This is a genomic window from Micromonospora sp. NPDC093277 (assembly GCF_044765245.1).
Classification (GTDB): Bacteria; Actinomycetota; Actinomycetes; order Mycobacteriales; family Micromonosporaceae; genus Micromonospora.
On the sequence record NZ_JBIWJO010000005.1, the window covers coordinates 116,516 to 138,640 of the forward strand.

At 70.1% G+C, this 22,125-nt stretch carries 23 protein-coding genes, 1 pseudogene and 1 CRISPR repeat array; of the genes and pseudogenes, 3 read left to right on the forward strand and 21 right to left on the reverse strand.

All coding sequences use genetic code 11. From position 1 onward, the window contains the following. Window positions 1-156: 156 nt before the first annotated feature. Complete coding sequence (locus ACIRG9_RS13010) at window positions 157-642, reverse strand: hypothetical protein (RefSeq protein ID WP_402854476.1); 486 nt, start codon at window positions 640-642, stop codon at window positions 157-159. Between the two features lie 447 nt (window positions 643-1,089). Here ACIRG9_RS13010 and ACIRG9_RS13015 point away from each other — a divergent pair, with 447 nt between their 5' ends. Then, window positions 1,090-1,866, forward strand: coding sequence for a hypothetical protein (locus ACIRG9_RS13015; RefSeq protein WP_402854478.1), 777 nt, complete (start codon window positions 1,090-1,092; stop codon window positions 1,864-1,866). Window positions 1,867-2,018: 152 nt separating this feature from the next. On the opposite strand, the gene ptsP is transcribed toward ACIRG9_RS13015, so the two are convergent. Genes ptsP through ACIRG9_RS13055 form a run of 8 tightly spaced genes read right to left on the reverse strand, consistent with a single transcriptional unit; the run spans window position 2,019 to window position 8,807 of the window. Next, window positions 2,019-3,656, reverse strand: a complete 1,638-nt coding sequence (gene ptsP, locus ACIRG9_RS13020) for a phosphoenolpyruvate--protein phosphotransferase (RefSeq protein ID WP_402854480.1) — start codon at window positions 3,654-3,656, stop codon at window positions 2,019-2,021. Then, window positions 3,649-3,969, reverse strand: coding sequence for an HPr family phosphocarrier protein (locus ACIRG9_RS13025; protein WP_402854482.1), 321 nt, complete (start codon window positions 3,967-3,969; stop codon window positions 3,649-3,651). Before ACIRG9_RS13025 ends, ptsP begins: the two co-directional genes overlap by 8 nt. 33 nt (window positions 3,970-4,002) lie before the next feature. Continuing rightward, window positions 4,003-5,043 carry a zinc-dependent dehydrogenase gene (locus ACIRG9_RS13030; RefSeq protein ID WP_402854484.1) on the reverse strand — a complete coding sequence of 347 codons (1,041 nt, stop codon included), beginning with the start codon at window positions 5,041-5,043 and terminating at the stop codon, window positions 4,003-4,005. After that, a complete protein-coding gene (locus ACIRG9_RS13035) occupies window positions 5,040-5,510 on the reverse strand; it encodes a PTS sugar transporter subunit IIA (protein WP_402854486.1) in 471 nt (156 codons plus the stop codon). The genes ACIRG9_RS13030 and ACIRG9_RS13035 overlap by 4 nt, the downstream gene beginning before the upstream one ends. Beyond that, window positions 5,503-5,811, reverse strand: coding sequence for a PTS lactose transporter subunit IIB (locus ACIRG9_RS13040; RefSeq protein WP_402854488.1), 309 nt, complete (start codon window positions 5,809-5,811; stop codon window positions 5,503-5,505). Before ACIRG9_RS13040 ends, ACIRG9_RS13035 begins: the two co-directional genes overlap by 8 nt. Before the next feature lie 7 nt (window positions 5,812-5,818). After that, window positions 5,819-7,039, reverse strand: a complete 1,221-nt coding sequence (mtlA, locus tag ACIRG9_RS13045) for a mannitol-specific PTS transporter subunit IIC (RefSeq protein WP_402854490.1) — start codon at window positions 7,037-7,039, stop codon at window positions 5,819-5,821. Between the two features lie 41 nt (window positions 7,040-7,080). Continuing rightward, entirely contained in the window at window positions 7,081-8,049 is a 969-nt protein-coding gene (locus ACIRG9_RS13050) for a 1-phosphofructokinase family hexose kinase (RefSeq protein WP_402854492.1), read from the reverse strand. Beyond that, window positions 8,046-8,807 carry a DeoR/GlpR family DNA-binding transcription regulator gene (locus ACIRG9_RS13055; protein WP_402854493.1) on the reverse strand — a complete coding sequence of 254 codons (762 nt, stop codon included), beginning with the start codon at window positions 8,805-8,807 and terminating at the stop codon, window positions 8,046-8,048. Before ACIRG9_RS13055 ends, ACIRG9_RS13050 begins: the two co-directional genes overlap by 4 nt. Before the next feature lie 163 nt (window positions 8,808-8,970). Between ACIRG9_RS13055 and ACIRG9_RS13060 the strand changes: the two are divergent. Beyond that, window positions 8,971-9,309: pseudogene (locus tag ACIRG9_RS13060) on the forward strand (IS5/IS1182 family transposase); the annotation flags it as partial. 31 nt (window positions 9,310-9,340) lie between these two features. Here ACIRG9_RS13060 and ACIRG9_RS13065 read toward each other — a convergent pair. The 3 genes from ACIRG9_RS13065 to ACIRG9_RS13075 form a co-directional block, all read right to left on the reverse strand. Continuing rightward, entirely contained in the window at window positions 9,341-10,258 is a 918-nt protein-coding gene (locus tag ACIRG9_RS13065) for a pentapeptide repeat-containing protein (RefSeq protein WP_402854494.1), read from the reverse strand. Between the two features lie 289 nt (window positions 10,259-10,547). After that, window positions 10,548-11,231: a hypothetical protein gene (locus ACIRG9_RS13070; RefSeq protein WP_402854495.1), complete on the reverse strand. Its 684-nt coding sequence runs from the start codon at window positions 11,229-11,231 to the stop codon at window positions 10,548-10,550. Between the two features lie 162 nt (window positions 11,232-11,393). Further along, window positions 11,394-12,053 (reverse strand): MSMEG_1061 family FMN-dependent PPOX-type flavoprotein, encoded by a 660-nt coding sequence (locus tag ACIRG9_RS13075; RefSeq protein ID WP_402854496.1) that lies wholly within the window; start codon window positions 12,051-12,053, stop codon window positions 11,394-11,396. A gap of 481 nt (window positions 12,054-12,534) precedes the next feature. On the opposite strand from ACIRG9_RS13075, the gene ACIRG9_RS13080 reads away from it, so the two are divergent. Next, window positions 12,535-13,077 carry a hypothetical protein gene (locus ACIRG9_RS13080; RefSeq protein WP_402854498.1) on the forward strand — a complete coding sequence of 181 codons (543 nt, stop codon included), beginning with the start codon at window positions 12,535-12,537 and terminating at the stop codon, window positions 13,075-13,077. A 365-nt stretch (window positions 13,078-13,442) separates the two neighbouring features. After that, window positions 13,443-16,460: a CRISPR direct-repeat array (repeat unit 29 nt; unit sequence GGGATCACCCCCGCGTGCGCGGGGAGCAG). Window positions 16,461-16,765: 305 nt separating this feature from the next. Here the strand turns inward: ACIRG9_RS13080 and ACIRG9_RS13085 are convergent. From ACIRG9_RS13085 to ACIRG9_RS13125, 9 genes are all read right to left on the reverse strand, one after another. Then, a complete protein-coding gene (locus tag ACIRG9_RS13085) occupies window positions 16,766-17,407 on the reverse strand; it encodes a response regulator transcription factor (protein WP_402854500.1) in 642 nt (213 codons plus the stop codon). A 94-nt stretch (window positions 17,408-17,501) separates the two neighbouring features. Continuing rightward, the gene (locus ACIRG9_RS13090) at window positions 17,502-18,104 is read right to left on the reverse strand and encodes a hypothetical protein (RefSeq protein ID WP_402854501.1); all 603 of its coding nucleotides are present in this window, start codon (window positions 18,102-18,104) and stop codon (window positions 17,502-17,504) included. A gap of 8 nt (window positions 18,105-18,112) precedes the next feature. Then, window positions 18,113-18,748: a GNAT family N-acetyltransferase gene (locus ACIRG9_RS13095; protein ID WP_402854503.1), complete on the reverse strand. Its 636-nt coding sequence runs from the start codon at window positions 18,746-18,748 to the stop codon at window positions 18,113-18,115. 14 nt (window positions 18,749-18,762) lie between these two features. Beyond that, window positions 18,763-20,250, reverse strand: coding sequence for an APC family permease (locus ACIRG9_RS13100; RefSeq protein ID WP_402854505.1), 1,488 nt, complete (start codon window positions 20,248-20,250; stop codon window positions 18,763-18,765). Window positions 20,251-20,325: 75 nt separating this feature from the next. Continuing rightward, window positions 20,326-21,054, reverse strand: coding sequence for a GPP34 family phosphoprotein (locus ACIRG9_RS13105; RefSeq protein ID WP_402854507.1), 729 nt, complete (start codon window positions 21,052-21,054; stop codon window positions 20,326-20,328). Next, the gene (locus tag ACIRG9_RS13110) at window positions 21,032-21,271 is read right to left on the reverse strand and encodes a hypothetical protein (RefSeq protein WP_402854509.1); all 240 of its coding nucleotides are present in this window, start codon (window positions 21,269-21,271) and stop codon (window positions 21,032-21,034) included. The genes ACIRG9_RS13105 and ACIRG9_RS13110 overlap by 23 nt, the downstream gene beginning before the upstream one ends. A 5-nt stretch (window positions 21,272-21,276) precedes the next feature. After that, complete coding sequence (locus ACIRG9_RS13115) at window positions 21,277-21,552, reverse strand: hypothetical protein (protein WP_402854511.1); 276 nt, start codon at window positions 21,550-21,552, stop codon at window positions 21,277-21,279. Then, window positions 21,549-21,770: a hypothetical protein gene (locus ACIRG9_RS13120; protein WP_402854513.1), complete on the reverse strand. Its 222-nt coding sequence runs from the start codon at window positions 21,768-21,770 to the stop codon at window positions 21,549-21,551. The genes ACIRG9_RS13115 and ACIRG9_RS13120 overlap by 4 nt, the downstream gene beginning before the upstream one ends. Before the next feature lie 114 nt (window positions 21,771-21,884). Continuing rightward, entirely contained in the window at window positions 21,885-22,094 is a 210-nt protein-coding gene (locus ACIRG9_RS13125; protein ID WP_402854514.1) for a hypothetical protein, read from the reverse strand. Between the last annotated feature and the right edge of the window lie 31 nt (window positions 22,095-22,125).

Consider the following 22,125-nt stretch of genomic DNA (forward strand, 5'->3'; position numbering starts at 1 on the left):
GCCACCCTCAGCTATGACGCGGGCCCCGATGACTTCTGGATGGGAACACCACGCATCCTTGGGTTGATTTGCCGGTTGCCGGCACGGCACGGCCAGAGAACGGCTGAATTACCCGTAAATATGTAGGGCGGTAACGCTTTGTTGCCACGGCTCCCGTCAGCAGCTCCACTTCTTCGTCAGTGACGCGAGGGAACCCGCATTTCCGTCGATCAGCACCTGGTCGCCCGGCAACCCGTCGAGAGCCGCCCGCCTCACGGAGGAGACTGCCCGTCGCCGGGTCGTCTCGACCGAGACCAGGAAGCTGTCGGGCAACGTCGCGACCAGGGAGTCGCTCTCCCGCTCCCAGGCGGCGGGGTCCCCGACCACGAAAGGTCCCGTCGAGTCGAGCTGCTTCAAACCAGACACCTTCCAAAAGAGCTGGCTTTCCTCCCTCAACTTGCCGTTCTCGTCGTAGGGGTCGGCCTCCGCCTCCATCCCGACTACCTTTTCGTCGCCGCATTGAGGCACAACTGCGGCCACTCGCCCGTTGAGGAGGGTGAACCCGACGGGTGAATAGTCGGGATCACCCGGGATGCAGGCTGCCAACGGGGCCAGCAACGAAACAACGATCACGGCCGCGGCGAAACGCCGACCTGTCAGCACCCGTAACCTCCGTCACCAAGTCCCGCCCTACTCCCCCAGCGATTCTTGCAGGCATTGGAGCCGCCGTCCTCATGCCCCGGCCGTGCCCAACACCGAAGCCAAGTGACGTTGGGCTACTAACCGGATCATCAAGACCACCGCCCGCAACGCACACGGCTTCCGCAACCCCGAGGAACAGCGCCGCCGGACCCGCTGCGCCACCCGCAGCCGCGCACACCTCAACCTCGCCCAAGTTCGAAAAGTTTCGGTCGAGCCGGAGGAGCCTGAATGGCATCCGGACGTGGCGGGCTTGGTCCCGGACACGGGCGTGGTGTCCGGATCGGACCCAACGCCGATCGCAGCGAAGGTATTCAACATCTGCTATACATGGGAACGCTTCCACGCGCGGAGCGCCGTGTCCCTCCGGCACGCCGTCGGCGTGGTGAGGGCCGAGTCAAGGAGGAGACCATGCGCAACCTTCTCGCGGCGTTAACCGCCGCCCTGATGCTTGGCGCTACGGCCGGCAGCATCCCGTCCGGCGCAGCGGGTGCCTCCCACCGCGGCTCCTGCACCCGACACCTGCTCTTCTGCGAAGACTTCGAGCGACTGCCGCGCGGCGGTCCCAGCACTCTGAACTGGGGCATCGACACGCGCAACGGCACACTCACCGTCGAACACGCCCGCCGCGGCAACCAGGTGCTGCACATCCACACGGTCGACAACGGACGCGCCTTCCTGCGCATCGACGACTTCGCAGCACCCGGCAACCGCTTCTACGGCCGTATGCGGCTACACGTCGACGCTTTCCCGACCGCCCCCGACTGGGCACACTTCACGCTCGTAGAGGCGACCGGCACCGGCAGCTCGGAGGTCGTCCGTCCGATCGGCGGCCAGTACGCCCCCACGGTCCCCGGAATCTTCTGGGGCGTGGGCGCCGATGGCGGACCGACTGGCGACTGGACCAACTGGCGCGAGTCCGCCCCGGTCGTCGAAGACCGCTGGCAGTGCTTCGAGTGGAAACTCGACCCGGCAGACAACCGCGTCGCGGTGTGGATCGACGGGGTGGCGAACCCGGGGCTGACCGCCACCACCAACGAGCACGGCGGCAACGACGTGCCTTTCATCCTGCCGACGGTGAACACCGTGAAGATCGGCTGGCAGCTTTACCAGGGCGGCACCAGGCCGGGCAAGTTCGACCTCTGGATCGACGACATCGCGCTTTCCACCGAGCGCCTCGGCTGCTGATCCCCACCGCTGCCGACCAGGTCGAACAGGCCAGACGCGATGCGGCCACCTTCCTCGACGGCAACTGCCCACGGCGTACGAACAGGCGAAGTTGCTTCTGGCGCTTACCCGCCAGCGTCCGCCGAGCGTTTGGTCCCGCTTCTCGATTTGCATCAGCCGACAGCCGCCCCGTCCCGGTCAGGCCGCGTCTCGTCCGCGGCGAGTGCCTCGGTGGCGAGTTGCCGGCACTCGGCGAGGGTGTGCGCGGCGAGCGCCTCCCGCACCTCGGACACGGCACGCGGCGCCATCGACAGGCTGGTCACGCCGAGACCGGTGAGCACCAGCGCGAGCCGAGGGTCGGCGGCGGCCTCGCCGCAGACGCCGACCGGCTTGCCGGCGGCCAACCCGGCTGATGCGCAGCCGGCGACCAGTTCGAGGAGGGCGGGCTGCCACGGGTCGAGCAGATCGGCCAGCTCTCCGCATTGGCGGTCGGCGGCGAAGGTGTACTGGCTCAGGTCGTTGGTGCCGATGCTGAGGAAGTCGACGACCGAGAGCAACGCGCGGGCCCGCAGCGCGGCCGCCGGGACCTCCACCATCGCTCCGGCGGTGGGCAATCCGGCGTCGCGGCAGGCCGCCACGAACCGTTTGGCCTCGGCGACCGTGGCGACCATCGGCGCCATTACCCACACCTGCGCCGAGGTTTGTCGGGCCGCCTGCGCGATTGCTTCCAGTTGGGTACGCAGGACATTGGGTTGCCGCCGCGCCAGGCGCAGCCCGCGGACTCCCAGCGCCGGGTTCGGTTCGCCGCTCTGCCGCAGGAACGGCAGTGGCTTGTCGGCACCGGCGTCGAGGGTCCGCACGATCACCCGACGGCCCGCCATCGCCGCGAGCACCTCGGCGTAGGCGGCGGCCTGCTCGTCGCGGTCCGGCGGGTCGGTCCGGTTGAGATAGAGCAGTTCGGTGCGGAACAGACCGACGCCCTCCAGGTCCCCGTGCAGGTCCTTGGCGGAGCCGATGTTGCCGTACAGGGTGACGGGATGACCGTCGGCGGTGCGGCCGGGTCCGCTGGCGCTGGCCAGCCGCTGCCGGCGGCGTTGTTCGGCGACCCGGGTCGCCGCGACGCTGGCCGCGTCCACGCCGGCCGTGACCTCGCCGGTGGTGCCGTCAACGACGACGGAGACGCCGTGGTCGAGGTCCAGCGCGCCGCCGCACATCACCACGGCGGGCAGGCCGAGGGCCCGGGCCAGGATCGCGGTGTGGCTGGTGGGTCCGCCTTCCTCGGTGACCAGTGCGAGTACCCGCTCCGGGTCCAGTTCGGCGGTGTCGGCCGGGGCGAGGTCCCGGGCGACCAGCACGAACGGGTGAGCGGGGGTCGGGATGCCGGGCGTCGGCTGGCCCAGGCACGCCGCGACGGCGCGGTTTCGGATGTCGTCGAGGTCGGCCACCCGTTCCGCGAGGTACCCGCCGGCGGCCTGGAACGCCTGCCGGTGTACGGCGAGGGCAGCGTCGATGGCAGCGGCCGCGGTGCAGCCGGTCCGGGCTTTCGCCGCTGCGGCCTCGACCAGTTCGGGGTCCTGCGCCATCATCGCCTGCGCGCGCAGGATGTCGGCGGCGAGGCTGGCACCGGCGGCGGACGCGCGTCGGTCGAGGTCGGCGGCGACCGCGGCGAGTGCCGTTCTCACCTGCTCGGCCTCGGCCTGCGGGTCGGCCACCGGGCTGGGGTCCGGTAGACGCGGCGCCGGTGTCATCCGGTACGCCGGGCCGGCGGCGCGGCCTGGGCTGACACCGATGCCCCGCAGGTGTTCAGCCATCTCCGTCCCGCCCCCGGTCGGAGTCACCTTCGGTCTTCTCGGCGTCGTCGGCGTCGAGGTCTGCGGCGATGAGCGCGGCGAGCGCGGCGAGGCTGCTGTCCGCGGCCGGTCCGTCGGCCTCCAGGGTTACCTCGGTGCCGCACTTGGCGCCCAGCGACAGCACGGACAGCAGGCTGCGGGCGGGGACGGCGGGCTTGTCGGCGGTCCGGATGGTCACCGCGACGGGTTGCGCGGTGGCGGCGGCGACGAAGATGGCGGCGGGTCGGGCGTGCAGACCGCTGGCGGAGCCGACGGTGACCGTTCGGGTGGGCATTGCGGTCTCCTTCGGAGAGGTGTGGGTGTGGGGTCAGGGCTCGATGGTCACCTTGATCGCCGTGCCGCTGGCGACCAGATCGAACGCGTCGAGCGTGGCGTCAAGCGGAAGCCGGTGGGTGATCAGGTCGGCCACGGGTACGGCGCCCGAGGCGATGAGGCGCAGCGCCTCGGCGTTGTGTGCGGGGCTGGAGCCGTTGGCGCCGACGACGGTCAGCTCGCGGTAGTGGACGAGGTTGGCGTCCAGCCTGATTGTCGGGTTGTCCTTGGGCAGCCCGCCGAAGAGGCTGATGCGGCCCTGCCGGGCGGCCATCTGGACGGCCTGCTCCTGCGCCGACCCTGAGGCTGCGGCGGTGACAACGACGTCGGCTCCCCGCCCGTCGGTCAGTTTGCGCACGGCGTCCACCGGATCGGTGTCCCCGGCGCAGACGGTGGCGTCGGGGGCGACGAGCGCGGCGGCCAGTGCCAGCCGCTCTGGGTTGAGTTCGACGAGGGTGACCCGGGCGGCGCCCCGGGCGCGGGCCAGACGGACGTGCAGGCAGCCGATCGGGCCGGAGCCGATAATCACTACGTCGTCGCCGGTGCCGACCCGGGCGAGTTGCTGTCCGTTGAGGACGCAGGCCAGCGGTTCGGCCACCGAGGCCTGGGCGTAGTCGAGTCCGTCGGGGATCCGGTTCAGCCCGTCGACGGCCAGCACCTTGGCCGGCACCACGAGGTACTCGGCGAAGCCGCCGTCGTAGTGATATCCCATTGACTCCTGGTTCTCGCAGACGGTGCGGAACCCTCGCCGGCACTCGACACAGTGGCCGCAGGGGATGGCAGCGATGACCTGTACGCGGTCGCCGGGCGCCCAGCCGTCAACGTCCTGGCCGACCTCGACGACTTCGCCAGCGATCTCGTGGCCCATGACGCGGGGCGGCACGATGTGGTGGTGGCCGAACCGGGAGATCTTCACGTCGGTGCCGCAGGTGGAACAGTTGCGTACCCGGATCTTCACGTCGCCCGCCCCCGGCGTGGGCTCTGGCGCGTCGGAGATGCGGACATCGCCGGGGGCGTGGAAGCGTACGACCTTCATTGCACCTTTTCCTCTCGACTTTCATGGTCGGCGCTGGCCGTGGGGACCAGGAGCCGGCGTACCTCGGTCGGGTCGGACGCCTCGCGCAGCGCCCGCGCGTGGTCGGGGCACAGGAGGATCTCGGCGAGTTCGGCGAGCAGGTCGACGTGCCCGTCGCCCTGGGCGGCGATCGCTATGCACAGCTGCACCGGGTTGCCGCCCCAGTCGACCCCGTCGGGAAACCGCAGCACGGCCACGGCGTCGCGGTGGATGGCCGCCTTGCCCGCGGCGGTTCCGTGCGGGATGGCGACGCCCTCGCCCACGTAGGTGGAGATGGACTCCTCGCGGTCCAGCATCGCGGTCACGTACTCCGGGGTGACCGCGCCGATCTCGACCAGCACCTCTCCGCACCGGCGGACCGCGTCCGCGCGGGTCGCGGCCCGCTCGGCGAGCCGGATCGCCCGTTCCTGCAGCAGGCTGTCATCCACTTAGATCACCCCCGGCCTGCACGGCCTTGACGACCTTCGTCACGGCTGGGTCGCCGATGAATACCTGGATCGGGACGATCACCACGCCGGGTGCGCTGAGCCGGGCGCGCTGGACAAGTCCCTGGTGGCAGATCACCACGTCGGCGTCGGCGGGGATCGAGTCGACCGGGGTGTGCTCGACGGTCACCGAGTTCTTGCCGAGCTGGCGGCGCAGCTGGCTGGCGAGCATGACGCTGCTGCCCATGCCGGCGTCACAGGCGACGACGACCTTGCGGATGGCGGTGCCGTTGATGGTTGCCATGGAGGGTTTACGCCTTTCCAGCGTTGGTGGGGTCGGCGGACGTCGTTTGCTCTGCGGAGTCGCGGGCCGCCGGCGTACGCGGTTTGTTGGCGGCCGACTGGCGCTGTGCGGCCTTGAGTTCCGCTCGCTCGGCGTCGGCCTGATCCTCTGGCGTGGTGGCCTCGGCGTCGGCGTCGTCCGGCTCGGTACGTCCAAGCCTGAGCAGCAGAGCCGCGACGGCGAAGGTGACAGCGGCCGCGATGAGGACGCCGAGGAAGACCCCGAACCAGCCGCCCCTGGGGGTGACTGCGGCGTAGGCGAAGATGCTGCCGGGTGAGGGGGTGGCGACGAGGCCGGCGCCGGTGATCATGAAGGTGGAGACGCCGGCGGCGCCGCCGGCGATCATTGCGAGTATCAGTCGGGGCTTCATCAGTACGTACGGGAAGTACACCTCGTGGATGCCGCCGAGGAAGTGGATGATCATCGCGGCGGGGGCGGTCGGACGCAGCGCCCGCGGCCCGAACAGGAAGTAGGCCAGCAGCAGGCCGAGTCCGGGACCGGGGTTGCTCTCGATCATGAAGAGGATGGACTTGCCCTGATCCGCCGCCTCGGCCACCCCGAGCGGCCCGAACACGCCGTGGTTGATGGCGTTGTTGAGGAACAGGACCTTCGCCGGCTCGACGATCACCGACACCACGCCGAGCATGTGGTTCGAGACCAGCCAGTCCACGCCGTTGCCGGCCGCACTGGTCAACGTGCGGACCACTGGCCCGATCCCCAGGACGCCCAGCAGCGCCATGCCGCCGCCGATGATGCCGGCAGAGAAGTTGTCGACGAGCATCTCGAAGCCGGGGCGGATCCGGTCCTTGATCAGGCCGTCGACGAGCTTCACGACGTACGCGGCCAGGGGGCCGATGATCATCGCGCCGAGGAACATGGGAACGTCGGAGCCGACCACGACGCCGACGGTGGCCACCGCGCCGACGACGGCGCCCCGCTGACCGTGCACCAGTCGGCCACCGGTGTAGCCGATGAGGACCGGCAGCAGCACGGAGATCATGGGCCCGACCAGGGCGGCGAACTTCTCGTTCGGCAGCCAGCCGGTGGGGATGAACAGCGCGGTGATCAGACCCCAGGCGATGAAGGCGCCGACGTTCGGCATCACCATGCCGGCGAGGTGTCCGCCGATCCGCTGGACTGTTGCCTTGACGCCGGTCCCCTGGACCTGAGGTGTGTAGTTGGTCGTCACGGTTCACTCCTTGAACGCCAGACGGTTCGGGGGATGGGGGATCAGTTGGGGGTCAGTAGCTGCCGGAGGTCCTCCGGCCGGGTGTCGAGGCGGACGGAGTCCCGCCGGATGTCCGCCGGGCCGGGCATCCGGCTGCCGGGCAGGCTTACGGCGGCAGCGCCCCAGGCCAGTCCCTCGGCGAGGGCCGCAGCGGCGAGATCCCGACCGCGTGCGGGACCGGCGGCCCAGCGCGTGAGGAAGCCGGCGAGCAACGCGTCGCCGGCGCCGACGGAACTGCGCAGGCGCGGCACCGGCGCGGACCCGAAGAGCACACCGGTGTCGTCGACGAGGACAGCACCGTCGGCTCCGAGGCTGGCCAACACCGTGCCGGCTCCCCACGAGCGCAGTTCCCGCGCGGCCTCGACCACGTCGTCGAGGGACCGCATCGGCCGGCCGACGACCTCGGCGACCTCGTCGCGGTTGGGTTTGACGAGGTCTGCTCCGGCCACCGCAGCCGCCCGCAACGCCGGCCCGCTCGTATCGACCACGAGCCGGTCACCTGCGGCGACCACCCGCTCGTAGAGGGCGGTGAGGTCCGCCAGGGGCAGTCCGGGCGGGGCACTGCCGCACAGCACCACGCAGCCTCCCGCGCCCGCCTCGGTGAGCGCCCGGTCGATGAGGCCGGTTACCTCGTCGGCGGTGAGTTCCGGTCCCGGCTCGTTAATCTTCGTGACGGTGCCATCCGGCTCGGCGATGGTGATGTTGGAACGGGTGCGGCCGGAGATCGGGATTGCCCGGACGTCAACGCCCGCAGCGACGAGTAGTCGAACGAGCTCTGCCCCGTCGTCGCCGCCGCACGGCAGCACCGCTCGCGACGGCACGCCGTTGGCGAGCAGCGCCCGCGATACGTTGACGCCCTTGCCGCCCGGTTCGAGATGGACCGCCGTGGCGCGGATGACGTCGCCGCGGACCAGTTCGGTGATCTCCAGCGTGCGGTCGAGGCTCGGATTGAGGGTGAGGGTGACGATCATGCCCGCACCACCCGGGCTCCGCCGGCCTCCACGTCGCTGGCCAACTCGTCGTCGACGCCGATGTCGGTGATGAGCAGGTCCAGATCGGAGACGGACCCGAATCGGGCGAGGTAGTCGTTGCCGAGCTTGGTGTGGTCGGCAAGTAGGACGACCCGGCGGGCTGCCCTGATCATGGCGGCTTTCACCGCGGCCTCTGCCGGATCGGGGGTGGTGAGCCCTCGCTCGACGGAGCAGCCGTTGGTGCCGAGGAACGCGACGTCAACGTACAGGTCGGTGAGGGGTCGCAGTGCCCAGTCGTCCACCGTGGCCAGCGTGCGGCCACGCAACCGGCCGCCGAGCAGCAACACGTTGAGGTTGGCGCGGGTGCCGAGAATGGTGGCGATCACCGGGGAGTTGACCACCACGGTCAACTCCCGGTCGCTGGGTAGCGCCTCGGCCAGGCGGGCTGTCGTGGTGCCGGCGTCCAGGATGATCGCGCCCTCTGCGGGGATCTCGGCGAGCGCCGCCTTGGCGATCCGCTCCTTTTCGTCGATCAGCACGGCGTCCCGGGCCGCGAGCGCCGGTTCGAAGCCGATCCGCTCCACCGGGATCGCGCCACCGTGCACTCGGCGCAGGACGCCGGCCCGCTCCAGGGTCGTCAGATCCCGCCGGATCGTCTCCGCGGTCACGGCGAGGGCGTCGGCGAGAGTCCCCACCTCGACTCGCCCGTTGGACCGAGCCAGCCGGACGATCTCCTGCTGCCGCTCCTCGGCATACATGTGGGGTCACCGCCGTTTCAACTTGGTTTCACATTTGTTTACGCCCGTTTGTGTGTGACGTCAAGGGGTTCATGTGCACGCACTTCAATCTCGACCGGATGGCGGGCGCGATGCCCCAGACCGACGGCCCGCTTGATCGACGGAGCCGGGTCAAGGCCCGTGGGTGACCGCGCGTCAGATCGGTCCACTGTTCGAGGTGTCGCATTCGGCCGCACACCGGGTCGTCGACACCCTCGGCCCGCTGCTGGCCCTGGCGCCCGTGCGCCGGCGGCCGGTCGATCAGATCGCGATCGTCAACGGCACCCTGATAACCACCCGAGGCCACCGCCTGCTGCACGGGCAAGAACTACCGCTACTCGACGAGCGCCCCCAGGTCGCCATCGACGCGAGCACCCGCCTCGTCATCACCCTCGGCGATCCGCAGCCCGGCAACCGCAACGACACGATCGTCTACCGCACCTCCGGCATCGACCGAAAGCTGGCTGGACGGCCGGTCATGGCGGCATCTCGTGCAGTGGCTGTCCTGCCCGCCGTCACGGGACGACGCCCTCCGTCCGTAGTTGCTCCTGCGCCTCGTTGAGGGTACGGGCGGCGGACTCGGCCAGCTCCTGCCCGTTCGGGTGATCATCGGTGAGGTCGCGCCGACCCACAACCCAGCCGGCCGTCTCGCTCAGGCCCGGCCGTAGGGATTCGCGGGAAAGGAACCTCCGGAAGGCCTTGCCGAGGTCGTCGCCGCGGCTCGACGAGATGGTGCTCGCGCGCTCCGCCACGGCACGGAAACGTTGAGGAACGACGATCAGCGAGTCGCTCTCCGGGAATAGGACGTTCTCGAAATCCATGCCGTCGAACTCGGCGTACCGGAAGTCGTCGGAGGAGAAGGTCACGTTCCGCAGGACGGCGGGCACTGATTCGCTGTCCTGCCCTCGTCCCAGGAAGCGAACTTCGGACAAGCCTCCGGTGAAACGGCAGTCGTCGAAGGAGCATCCGGTGAAATCAACTTTGACCAGGGCCGGAAACGTGGAACGGGTGAATGTGGTGCGCTCGGCTGCGAAATGGTTCGACTTGATCCCGACTAGGTCGACCGACTCCCAGTCGGCATCGGCGACCAGTGTTTCTCGGAGATCGGTACGCCGCATGGTGGATTCGGCGATGGACCCACCAATGAACACCGCAGCCGAGAGGTCGGCGCCGTCGAAACGGCACCGACTCCAACGGACGCCGTCGAGGCGGGCCTCAGACAGCGAGGAATAGCTGAGGTCTACTCCGGCGATCTCAACTCCATGCGCGGCCAGGCCGCCGGCACGTATTCCCCGGAGATCCAGTAGGCCGTCCACAGTCGGCAGTCCGAGGCCTCGCAGGGAACTGCCGTCCGCCAAACGCCGGAGGATTTCGCGGGCCGAAGCCACTCCATCCCGGGTACGCCAGCGGTCGATCAGTTCCCTGCGAGGCACGTCGATCCTCCTATCGAGTCGGCAGATGGATCCCTCTACCGACCGGTATCGTTACGGGTCAGGCCCACAGGACGCGCCCAGTGCCGTGGGTGAAACCCGGCTCACCCTCCAGGCGCCAGTCTCAGGGGCGACCCGGACAGACTCGACGAAGAACCTCAAGCCGCAGCCCCGACCCCGCGTTCGAACGTCCGCCTGAGGGACGTGTGACTGCCAGCGCAATGCGGCAAATCATGATCATCACTGTCTGATCGCGGTTTCGGTGTGCCAGGGTTGCTGGAGGACGGCCGGGCTACTGGTGCCGGAGCCACACATTCGGCTCGACGTAGAGGCCTTGGTCGGCTTCCCGGTCGATGTGCAGGGTGCTCAGGCCGTCGGGGATGACGTAGTCGCCGGAGTCAGGGAACGCCATGCCGGTCCAGGTCTGCCAGTCGGCGACAGTTCCGGTGATCACCTGTGAGCATGGAGCCGGCGCAAGCACGCGCGCGCCGAGGCGCCAGTGAGTGCGGACCCACGGGTCCAGTGGTGCTCCGTCAGGTCGGGTCCATTCAATGTAGCGATCGATCGCAGTGAGTGGATAGCGGTCCTTGAGCGTCGGGCGCACCGGACAGATGACGCGCGGCCATCCGGCCTGCTCGGCCAGGTGTCGAAGAGCGGTCAGTAGTTCACCGGCAAGGCCCTTGCCCTGGACGTCATGACGGACCTGGGCGGCGAGAATGACGAGGGTGTCGGGGCTTTCGCCAGCATCGTGCACGTTGATCGCGCGGGCCAGAGAGTCGTTGTAGCCGGCGGGTAGATCGTCGATCTGTCCGTTCCACCGCAGTGGCACCGCCCATCCGGCCGCCACGACCTCGCCGTCGTCGAGAAGGACGAGTTCGAGGTGGCGGAACAGTTCACGGACCCGGCCGATGTACCGCTCGGTTTCCTTGTCGTGAAAGATGAACTCGGGCCAGCCGCCTGTGAACAGCCGAGTCATCTGATCCTGGGGCCGGGGCCGGGCGTGCAGAGGTTCTGCGGTGAGGGCCACGAACGGATTCTGGGGTGCTGAGTGACCCGACGCGAGCGGATTTTGGATTCCGGCTGCGACAACGGCCCCGCGGGTGACTCGCGGTGCTCGGCACGATCGCTGTGCGGCCCGTTACTCGTACCGGTACTTCAGCGCGTCCGCCTCCGACTGCTCGATGTCAGCGATCGTCAGCTCCGGCATCCGCAACTGAGCCAGCGTCACCTCGGCTGAGGTCGGCTGGGCGTCCGCCGGCAACCACTGCTCCGGCTTCCACGCCGCGCTGCGCAGAAGCGCCTTGGGACAGTGCGGGTAGATCTCCTCGATCCCCACCACCAACGCACTAGCCGGCGGCTTACCCACAGCCGTCAGCTGCGACAGCAGATCCGGGCGGGTGGAGACGCAGGCCCGACCGTTCACCCTGAGCGTCGTGGTACGCCCTGGGATGACGAACAGCAGCCCGGCCCGTCCGGTGACGACGACGTTCTGCAAGGTGTCCAGACGCTTGTTACCGGTCGCGTCCGGTATCGCCACCGTCCGCGAGTCCAGGACGGTGACGAATCCGGCGGGACCGCCACGCGGGGAGACGTCAAAGTTGCCCTCCGCGTCCGCGCTGCCGACCAGGACCAGCGACGCACAGCCGATCAACCGCCGGGTCTGCTCGGTGAGTTCAGTCATCTGCTTCCGCACCGCCGCGTCGCTGGGCAGTTCGTAGGCCCGGCGCAGCGTCTCCTCGTCGGGCACGGCGTCGAGGCGCAGCGACTCGAAGGCACTGGTCGCGAGATCTGGTCCCATCCGTCGACCCTAATGGACAGACCTGACTGACGACCTGAGTTCGTTCGCCGGACAGACACCGTTCTCTGCTACGACCGGGCGCTGGCACAGAGGGCGGCGGCTCGCCGCTTGGTTACGTACGTGCCGATCCTGGGCCACCCTGGGGCTGGCAGTCTTTGCTGTCGAGGTCCGCGGCGTGGTCAGGGTCGCCGGTGAACTCGACGTGCACGAGCTTCGGCAGCCATCGGAGCAACTCGCCGAAGCTGTCCGGTCGGGAGACGTCCTCCTCCGATGGCTGCGTCGTCCAGGCCACATCTGCCTGCCCGTTGAGGCCAGCCGGTGACGCACCATGCCGGACCCCATGCTGGTGTACCGCCGACCCAACGCGCCGCGTCGCCGGCCCAAGCCCGCGCCCGTGGTCCCCGCGCCGCGGAGCGAAACGCCGGTCGCTGACCCGGCGGCGATCCCGCGAACCGGGGTTCGAGACGCCATCAAGGCCGCCGTGTCGCAGTCCGACGAGCTGCTGGACGACGAACGCTTCGCCCAGGCCGCGGAGGTGCTTGAGGGGGTGATCGGCCCCGCCAGCGTCGCACTCGGCGCCGAGAGCCCCCGCGTGCTGGGGCTGCGGTCACGGCGCGCCGCCATGCTCGTCATCGGCGGGGACTTCCGGCGCGCGCTGCCGGAGTTCGACGCCCTCGCCGCCGCGTACGCCCGCACCGCCGGCCCGACAAGCGAGGACGCGCTGGAGTGCCTCCGGCAGGCGGCCCACAGCCGGGCCGAGCTCGGTCAGGCCACCACGGCACTGCGCCAGTTCCGGCAGGTGCTGACCCACGTACGCGCCACCTCCGGCGACGCCTCCCCCACGGCCCTCGACCTGCGCCGCAACATCGGCCTGCTGCTGCTCTCCGAAGGTAAGGCCACGGAGGCTTCAGCGGAACTGCAGCCGCTGTACGACGACCTCTGTGTCGTCTACGGCCCACAGCACGAGGAGACCCGGGAAGTCGCCGACGTGCTTGCCCGGCTCCGAATCACCGCTGGCGGATAGGTTGGCCCGGCAGCCGTTCCTGCTGGGCCGCAGCTCGCGATCCGCCTGGTCTTCTACCGGGTCACCGTGCGCGGGTGGCGTCGGGGCACCGGAAGGCGAGTCGTCGCGCCACCTCCCTTTCCCAGGTCATCGGCGCAACGGTTCAGGCGCCACGGCGCACTGCCCCTAGGACGGCATCCGCTCATCGACGGCGACCTGGCGCAGCCGCTGGCGGCCCGGCCGGCCCGCTGCTGGCCACGACGCGGCGCTGCGCGAGTGGCGAGAGGTGGAGTTCAGCCGGCTAGCCGAGCCGCTGCGCTTAGCGGGACCTGAGCGCGCCGCTGGTCGAGTGGCAGCGGCAGGGCTCACCGTCGCTCGGCGGAAATTGGATCAACCCCGCTTGTGCCGGGGAGCAGAGCCTCACCGGCACCGCGCCGCCGGTGCGGAAAAGATCACCCCCGCATGCGCGGGGAGTCGGTCGCCGAGCACAGCCGCCCGTTGTGCGACCTGGGACCACCCCCGCGTGCGCGGGGAGCAGCCGTCCGAGGCCACGCACGACCTGGACGACGACGGATCACCCCCGCGTGCGCGGGGAGCAGCGGTACGACGCCCGGCAGTGCGAGGAGTGCGGGGGATCACCCCCGCGTGCGCGGGGAGCAGGTGACGTCCATTATCGGGATGCTCCCGAAGCCGGGATCACCCCCGCGTGCGCGGGGAGCAGGTGACGTCCATTATCGGGATGCTCCCGAAGCCGGGATCACCCCCGCGTGCGCGGGGAGCAGGGCATCCTCGCCTTCCGTGGCCTGGGCACCGCGGGATCACCCCCGCGTGCGCGGGGAGCAGCCACGCGTCTCCGTGACGAGCACCGCCGCGCGGGATCACCCGCGCGTGCGCGGGGAGCAGAGCCGCTTCACGTCGATCCCTCTGGCGCCCTCCGGATCACCCCCGCGTGCGCGGGGAGCAGTTGGCCTGCGACCGGAAGACCGTGACCTTGGTGGGATCACCCCCGCGTGCGCGGGGAGCAGGGCGTGACAATCGTCAGCGTGACGGAGGGCGAGGGATCACCCCCGCGTGCGCGGGGAGCAGAACGACCGCGCCTCACGCAGCAAGCGGAGCCGGGGATCACCCCCGCGTGCGCGGGGAGCAGTCCGCTTCGGCGTCAGCGAACATGCGGCCGAGGGGATCACCCCCGCGTGCGCGGGGAGCAGGGCGAGGTGTCCGAGTGGCCGCAGCGCACGGTGGGATCACCCCCGCGTGCGCGGGGAGCAGGCCGTGAGGTCAGCCGCCTGACCGCAACGAACGGGATCACCCCCGCGTGCGCGGGGAGCAGACCGCCGTGGCAGACCTGCCGACTGTGCCGGTGGGATCACCCCCGCGTGCGCGGGGAGCAGATCTCCGGCGACACCATCACCTTGTCCCAGCCGGGATCACCCCCGCGTGCGCGGGGAGCAGTAGTCGTCGTAAACCTTGGTGGCCTTCGCCTTGGGATCACCCCCGCGTGCGCGGGGAGCAGGCGATCGCGCACCGGAGCGTGTCGAAGACGACGGGATCACCCCCGCGTGCGCGGGGAGCAGAGCAGCGACCCGCGAGTCAAGCTATTCGCCCAGGGATCACCCCCGCGTGCGCGGGGAGCAGTCACGCTCTTCCCGAGTCTTTCCGGTGAGCGCCGGATCACCCCCGCGTGCGCGGGGAGCAGCTGTCTCGTACGTCGGTACGGCGACCGTGAGCGGGATCACCCCCGCGTGCGCGGGGAGCAGGCACGCGCGGTCGGACGTATCGAGCTGGAGGAGGGATCACCCCCGCGTGCGCGGGGAGCAGCGAAGGGCCCCGAGGACGAATCCCCGGGGCCCGGGATCACCCCCGCGTGCGCGGGGAGCAGCCGGGCGCCCCCGGCCAGAACGTGTTGGCCATGGGATCACCCCCGCGTGCGCGGGGAGCAGGCGGGCATTGCTGAGCTTCTGCACTCCGCCGAGGGATCACCCCCGCGTGCGCGGGGAGCAGTCGAATCGCCCGGCGAGACCGTCGAGGGTGACCGGATCACCCCCGCGTGCGCGGGGAGCAGTTCGCGATCATCGGCGACGTCATCTCGATCCTGGGATCACCCCCGCGTGCGCGGGGAGCAGGCGGCCGGCGCGGGCGGGCGCACGAGCGTGGCGGGATCACCCCCGCGTGCGCGGGGAGCAGGGCCTTGTTGTTGAGGTGCCGTCCGGCGGCGAGGGATCACCCCCGCGTGCGCGGGGAGCAGTCGGTGATCTCCTCCGCCTCGACCGGAAGAGCCGGATCACCCCCGCGTGCGCGGGGAGCAGATGCCCCTAACTTTGGGTTCGGCTTTGGCGTCGGGATCACCCCCGCGTGCGCGGGGAGCAGACGGTAGTACGCAGCACGACGCCCCGCCTTCCCGGATCACCCCCGCGTGCGCGGGGAGCAGCTCGTTTCCGGTCAGCGCGGTGCCACCCGTGAGGGATCACCCCCGCGTGCGCGGGGAGCAGCCGCAACGAGGGGTTGGCGGCCGCGATCCGGGGGGATCACCCCCGCGTGCGCGGGGAGCAGGCAACAAGGTCATTCTGAATGATGTTGGCCCCGGGATCACCCCCGCGTGCGCGGGGAGCAGTTCGAGTTCGAGTTCGAGCACGGCGGCAAGACGGGATCACCCCCGCGTGCGCGGGGAGCAGGACCTCGGTGAGGCGGGCGGCCTGCTGCTGCCGGGATCACCCCCGCGTGCGCGGGGAGCAGGCTGCCGGCGGTGACATCCGGGTGACGCAGGAGGGATCACCCCCGCGTGCGCGGGGAGCAGCTGTCCCGAAGCCCGCTCCGGCGAAGCTCGTCGGGATCACCCCCGCGTGCGCGGGGAGCAGTACGTGATCGCGTCCGGCCTGACGGCCGACGCCGGATCACCCCCGCGTGCGCGGGGAGCAGGGTGCCCGCGTGCTCGCCATCGCGAGCCTCCAGGGATCACCCCCGCGTGCGCGGGGAGCAGCGCGAGAGCTTCGGCGCACCCTTCGGGGCCAGCGGATCACCCCCGCGTGCGCGGGGAGCAGTCGGCGTCGCCACCGAACGTGAGCGTGACTGCGGGATCACCCCCGCGTGCGCGGGGAGCAGGCTGCGGCGGCCTCGGCGGCGGCAGCGGTGTTGGGATCACCCCCGCGTGCGCGGGGAGCAGCTGTCGTGACGGCCATGTACGACGAGGTTGGGGGGATCACCCCCGCGTGCGCGGGGAGCAGCCCATCATAGGAGAGTGATCATCTTGCGCCGGAGGATCACCCCCGCGTGCGCGGGGAGCAGTGAGCCTGGAGCACTGGGTAGCGGCCAGCGTCGGGATCACCCCCGCGTGCGCGGGGAGCAGATTTGACGGCTACTCGGTTCCCGGCCGACAAGGGGATCACCCCCGCGTGCGCGGGGAGCAGACTTCCTGACCTGCGGCGCTAAAGATCAAGTACGTCGTTTTTCTTCACTTCGCCTCGCAAGATCGTCTTACCTGGCCTGTGTAGCGAGAAGGGGGAAGGGCCCGTGACCGGCTTCAGGGTAGGTACAGCGTACCGGGCGCTCTGGCCGGACTGGTCGATGGCGATCAACTTCCACCGGCTGCCCCCGGAACGAACCCAAGCCGAGGTCTTGTGTGCTTTCGCGACATCGCTGGTGGGACTTGTGAAGGCGCTGCTTGGCTTCGGCCACGATGTTGGCGACAAACGCGATGGCATGGCCACTCCTCTCAGATCAGGCCGTTGCGCAGCGCGTAGGCCACGGCGTGGCAGCGGTTGCGGAGGTGTAGGCGGTTGGTCAAGTCCTGGATGATCCTCTTGATCGTTCGCTCCGAGTAGGCCAGTGCGGCGGCGACTTCGCTGGTGCCGTAGCTGTCGGCGACCAGGCGCATTATCTCGATTTCGCGGGCGGTGAAGCCGTTGAATGTCAGGCCCTGCCGGCTGAGCACGTCCCGTTGCACCGTGCCGACCTGCTTGAGGAGCCGGCCGAGCAGATCGGGTGGGACGCTCCCCTCTCCGGCTGCGGCGGCTCGGATGACGCTGACGAGATGGTCAGGGCTGGCATCCGACCGGCGGACGATCCCGGCGACTCCGTGTTCGACGGCGGCGACCAGCCCAGCGTCGTCGATGTGGGTGACTACCAGCACCATCGCGGTGCCACCCCGGCAGTGCAGGGACCGCAGGGATCGCAGGGTCGCCTCGTCGACGCTGTCGCCGATGATTACCGCCACGTCGGCTTGGTCGGTCTCGGCGTCGTGGAGCAGCAACACCTCCGGACGAGGTCGCAGCAGGCCGATCACGCCTGCGCGGCAGATGAGGTCGCTGCCATGCAGGCTGACGCGGCGGCGGGTGGGGACGGCCGGCTGGAGCATGGCGTGCAGTTCCTTGCTGACATATTGGTCAGGGGCGGCCGGGGACCAGGGCCGCCTCAGCGATGCGGCGACCCTGGTACCCGTGGTCGGGTGGTCAGCCAGCGGTGGACAGCGGAGCGGGGTGAGACCCGCGTTGGACTGGCCAGATCCTCGGGCCGCTGGGTAGGTGCAGCGGAAGGTCCGGCCGGTAGCCGTGCTGGCACAGCAGGTCCCGCGCGCCCTTGGTCCAGACGACCGCGTACACCGGGTGTCCGGTCTGGTCGACCACCTGGTGATGCTGGCGCAGCAACGCGTCGGCGGCGGGCCACGCGTAGCCGGGCTGCACGGCCAGCCACGACAGCCAGTGGTGCGGCGCGTCGGGCCGATAGCTGCGCACTGCGGCGGCCAGCTCGCCGAACCGGGGTGCCGCGCGGCCTGCGAAGGTTGTCAGGTGGTGATCTCCGAACGCCCTGCGGTCCGAGTCGAGGTCGTGGCGGCGCCAGACGGCGACGGCTGACCAGTCCAGCGTCACGTAGACGTCGCCGGCTTCGACGGCGTGGTCGACCTCGACTGCCAGTAGTCGCTGGAAAACGTTGTGCCGTTCGCGCTGGTCCGGCACCAGCCACTCAGCGACCGGGTCGCCTTCCAGCGCGGCGACGAGCAGCGCTGTCACAGCGGCGACGTCGCCGGGTTTCGCGTGCCGTACGGACGTGGCCATGGTGGCGTTCACCGCAGCCGCCGGTCCGGCCCTTGGGCTCCCCCGTCGGCAGTCTGACGCCACATTGGCCAGATCGGCGGGGCCTCCGTTGATGCCCGCATCGGTTGGCCGGACTCGTAGCCGTGGCGCAGGTACAGCCGGCGGTTGTGCTCGTTGCTGGCTTCCAGGTATGCCGGCTGGCTCTTCTCGTCGAGCGCACGGTGTGCGTGGTTCAGCAGCGCCGAGCCTATCCCCCGGCCCTGCGCGGTCGGGTCAACCGCGAGGTAGGCCAGGTAGTCGTGTGGCATCCGGGGGTGGTGTGCTTCGAAGAGCGCGTCCAGGAGCAGGAACTTGGGCGCGTATTCGCCGCACGCCGTCTCCAGTTCGTGGTGAAGGTCCGGGCCGGCCGGGATTGCGTCTTCGCGCCGGTGCCAGATCGCCACCCCGGTCAGGTCGGTGGTGGTGTCGACCCGTCCGTGCCTCAGCCCGTGGTTGAGCATCAGCCGGAAGTAGCGGTGGTACACAACCCGTCGCTCGGCCAGGTCGGGGATCAGCCAGTCCGCGACCGGTCCGTCGAAGAACGCGTCGACCAGCACCCGCACCAGTGCGGCGGCGTCGGGTGGTGTGGCCCGTCGGATGGTCGCATCCGTTTGTGTCGTGGGCACGGTAGGGCTCCTCATCAGGCGGGCTGGCGGACGGGTTCGGGAGCGCGTAGCGGTGTCTTCGCGGATTCCGCGCCCAGCCCGATCGACCGGTACACCTCGGGTCGAATCGCCCGCAGGACCAGCGCCCACACCAGTCCGGCCGCCGCGGCGATGCCGTAGCTGGCGGGGAACCACCAGCGCATCGGCGAGGCTGGCTCCACCCCGAGCAGGGTGTCGAACTGCTCGATGGTCACGTAGAGGATCGAGGCGAGGGCGAGGGCGGCCAGAGCCGGCGCGATCCGGGTCCGCCATATCCCGTCGTCGGTGCGGTTGCGGATGAAGAACGCGACCACGCTGGCCGAGGTGACCGTCATCAGGATCAGCACGCCGAGGCCGCCGGTGACGGTGACCCAGAAGAACAGGTGCACGATCGGGTCGGCGTCGGTGATCGTGTACCCGGCGAGAACCACCGCGGCGAGTACGGTCTGGATGATCGAGCCGACCTTCGGTGCTCCGGTGCGCCGGCTGGTCCGGCCGAGGACGGCGGGCAGCACCCGCTCCCGACCGAGGGCGAACAGATACCGCGCCTCGGTGTGGTGGAAGCTGAGCAGGGCGGCGAACAGGCTGGTGATGAAGAGCAGCCGGCCGACGGTCACCAACTCGGCTCCGATGTACGGGCCGACGAGGTTGAACATCAGGTCGGTGCTGTCCTTCGAAGCCGCCTCAACGATCTTGTCAGGGCCGGTGGCCACGGACATCGCCCACGCCGACGCCCCGTACAGCAGGCCGGTGATCGCCACCGCGATGTACGTCGCCCTCGCCACGGTCCGCTTCGGGTCCTTCGTCTCCTCCGAGAACACCACCGTGTTCTCGAAACCCACGAAGCCGGTGATGGCGGTGACCAGGGCGGCACCGATGCCGGCGGCGAAAATGTGCGACGGAGAAAGAGTGTCGAACGTGACCCGCCCGTCGGCCGGGTGGGTGAGCATGACCGCGTCGTACACCAACGCGACGACGACCTCGCCCACCAGCATGGCGGAGAGGACCTTGCCGTTGAGGTCGATGCGCAGAACTCCGAGCACCGCGATGATCGCCCAGGCGGCGTAGGCGCACAGCCACCATGGCACGTCGATGCCACGGTCGCCGAGGAACCCGGCGAGGACCGCGCCGAACCCGCCGTAGAGGCCGATCTGCATGGCGTTGTAGCCGACGACAGCGACGAACGCGGCTCCAACGCCGGCCGGCCGGCCGAAGCCCTTGGTCACGTAGGTGTAGAAGGCCCCGGCGTTGACGATGCGCCTGCTCATGGCGACGTAGCCGACGGCGAACACGGCGAGCACCGAGGCGACCGCGAGGTAGGACACCGGGATGCCGAGTACGCCGGTGACGGCGTATCCGGTCGTCGCGCCGCCGGCGACCACGGTCAGGGGCGCGGCGGCGGCGATCACGAAGAACACCACGGTCCACGTGCCGAGCCGGCCTCGTGCCAGCACAGTGGACACGGTGTCAGGAGGTGAGGACATGGGGAAGCTCCCTGCAAGAAGGGGGTGGGGGGAAACGACCGCACCGGCCGGTGCGGGTGACATGAACCGCACCGGTCAGGTGCGGTGGCTCAGAACGGCAGACCCGACAGCCGTGTCAAGGTCGGCGAGCAGTTCGCGCATCGGCTGGGGGGCCTCCTCCAGCTGCCGGCGCAGGTCCGCGTGGACGGACGCACGGGCGCCGTCGAGGACGAACCCGCCCAGCCCGCACGAGTTGGCGATGCCCATCAGCGCGAGGTCGAACGGGTTCAGCTGCTTGTGGTCGCGCAGCAGGGTCGACAACCGCGCCCACGACCAGGCGGCGACGTTGGTGTTCGTCGGCACGTACACGGTGGTGGCACGCAGCAGCCGGCGGTGCTGCTGGGGGGCGACCTTGCCGGCCTGCCACAGCCGCTCAGCGACCTGCTCGGGCACCGTCTCGGCAAGGAACGCCAGCCAGGTACGGGTGGCGGTGTGCTGCGGCTCGGCGACCAGCCGGGCCAGCACCAGATGCTGCAACCAATCGTCCGGTGGCCGGGTGTCCCGCACCCACAGCCGACCCCGGTCGAACGTGACCTTTCCGGCCGAGGCCAGCTCGCCGAGCAGCGCGGCGGCAATCCCGTAGTTGGTCGCCGCGCCGTGCAGGCGGGGCTTCCCGGTCTGGTCGTCGTGGGCGAGGAGATGGAACTCGTCGGCCAGGAGCTTCGGCCCCTGGTGCGGGCCGCCGCGCACGGTGTCGGGCCGGACGGCGGCGGGGACCGGGTCGATACGCGCGGTCGGGCGGTCATCTGCGCCAGGAGGTGTCATCACCACGGCTGGCCTCTCTCGGGTCACGTCGTCTGGACTGATCGGAAGTCGGTGCGGAGCCGGTGGGGCCCGGATGGCGTTCGAGCAACTTCAGCGCCCACCACCACACCCCGCAGACGCCCGCGGAACAGTTGAGACAGCGGCGTCCGTCCTCGTGCGCCGCGACGGTCAGCAACGCGACCTCCACCTGGTCGGCAAGACCGGTCGGCTCGTCCATCCGGGTCACGGCGGGCTTCCGAACCGGTGCAACACCGCAGTACGGACTCGCAGCTCGATGTACGGCGGGTGCTCGTCGGCGTACTCACACTGCGGCCGGTGCCCGATCACGCACGTCCACCCGACGTGGGTCGGGTCGGTCCGCACCACGGACAGCACCACCGCGACGTCGGTGTCGTGGGTGAGGTCAGCGCAGTCGGCCCATTCGGTGGCGGCGAGTCGCAGAAGCGTGCCGGCCGGTACCACCAACGAGCGGGGCTGCGGCTCTGGTGGGCCGGTCATTTCGTGATCCTGTGCAACAGGCGGGCCAGCAACCCGGGCTGCGCCGGCAGCGGAGCCGACTCCCAGATTGCCCGGTTGGCGGCGGCGCGCGCCTGCGGGTCGGTCGGACCGGTCGAGGCCGGCAGCGTGTAGCCGTCCTGACGGCCGTAGAGGGTGGCCGTGCCGAACGGATCGTAGGGATCGTCGGCACTGGCAGGCACGAACCATTTGCGCTGCACGGGCGCCACCTCCTTCCCGTGGGTGCGCGGCCGGGCCTTTCCCGGCACCGACCGCGCACCCGGCTGATGGGTGCAGGGGCCATCGGGGGGAGGAAGACGGACCCTGCACCCGGCTCATGCGCGGGGCTGATCCCGCAAGTACTTGGTGACCAGGCCGGCGGATTGCTCGGCGTGTTCGACGAGGGTTCGCAGCGGCGAATTGGCCGGTGGATGCAATTCACAGGCGCTGTTGACCTGGTCCATGCCGGCGAGGAGGACGTTCGTCGCCGAAAGTGCCCGGTTGACTGTTTCCATCTCCCGGGCCATCTCAGCCGGAGTACTCATCCCTGCTCCATGGTGGTCGAGTGCCGACGCT

Bases quoted from the DNA above. Each gene is read 5' to 3' on its own strand.
- ACIRG9_RS13015 (WP_402854478.1), top strand. From the start codon at position 1,090: ATGCGCAACCTTCTCGCGGCGTTAACCGCCGCCCTGATGCTTGGCGCT.
- ptsP (WP_402854480.1), bottom strand. From the start codon at position 3,656: ATGGCTGAACACCTGCGGGGCATCGGTGTCAGCCCAGGCCGCGCCGCC.
- ACIRG9_RS13025 (WP_402854482.1), bottom strand. From the start codon at position 3,969: ATGCCCACCCGAACGGTCACCGTCGGCTCCGCCAGCGGTCTGCACGCC.
- ACIRG9_RS13030 (WP_402854484.1), bottom strand. From the start codon at position 5,043: ATGAAGGTCGTACGCTTCCACGCCCCCGGCGATGTCCGCATCTCCGAC.
- ACIRG9_RS13040 (WP_402854488.1), bottom strand. From the start codon at position 5,811: ATGGCAACCATCAACGGCACCGCCATCCGCAAGGTCGTCGTCGCCTGT.
- ACIRG9_RS13050 (WP_402854492.1), bottom strand. From the start codon at position 8,049: ATGATCGTCACCCTCACCCTCAATCCGAGCCTCGACCGCACGCTGGAG.
- ACIRG9_RS13055 (WP_402854493.1), bottom strand. From the start codon at position 8,807: ATGTATGCCGAGGAGCGGCAGCAGGAGATCGTCCGGCTGGCTCGGTCC.
- ACIRG9_RS13070 (WP_402854495.1), bottom strand. From the start codon at position 11,231: ATGACTCGGCTGTTCACAGGCGGCTGGCCCGAGTTCATCTTTCACGAC.
- ACIRG9_RS13075 (WP_402854496.1), bottom strand. From the start codon at position 12,053: ATGGGACCAGATCTCGCGACCAGTGCCTTCGAGTCGCTGCGCCTCGAC.
- ACIRG9_RS13085 (WP_402854500.1), bottom strand. From the start codon at position 17,407: ATGCTCCAGCCGGCCGTCCCCACCCGCCGCCGCGTCAGCCTGCATGGC.
- ACIRG9_RS13090 (WP_402854501.1), bottom strand. From the start codon at position 18,104: ATGGCCACGTCCGTACGGCACGCGAAACCCGGCGACGTCGCCGCTGTG.
- ACIRG9_RS13100 (WP_402854505.1), bottom strand. From the start codon at position 20,250: ATGTCCTCACCTCCTGACACCGTGTCCACTGTGCTGGCACGAGGCCGG.
- ACIRG9_RS13105 (WP_402854507.1), bottom strand. From the start codon at position 21,054: ATGACACCTCCTGGCGCAGATGACCGCCCGACCGCGCGTATCGACCCG.
- ACIRG9_RS13110 (WP_402854509.1), bottom strand. From the start codon at position 21,271: ATGGACGAGCCGACCGGTCTTGCCGACCAGGTGGAGGTCGCGTTGCTG.
- ACIRG9_RS13115 (WP_402854511.1), bottom strand. From the start codon at position 21,552: ATGACCGGCCCACCAGAGCCGCAGCCCCGCTCGTTGGTGGTACCGGCC.
- ACIRG9_RS13125 (WP_402854514.1), bottom strand. From the start codon at position 22,094: ATGAGTACTCCGGCTGAGATGGCCCGGGAGATGGAAACAGTCAACCGG.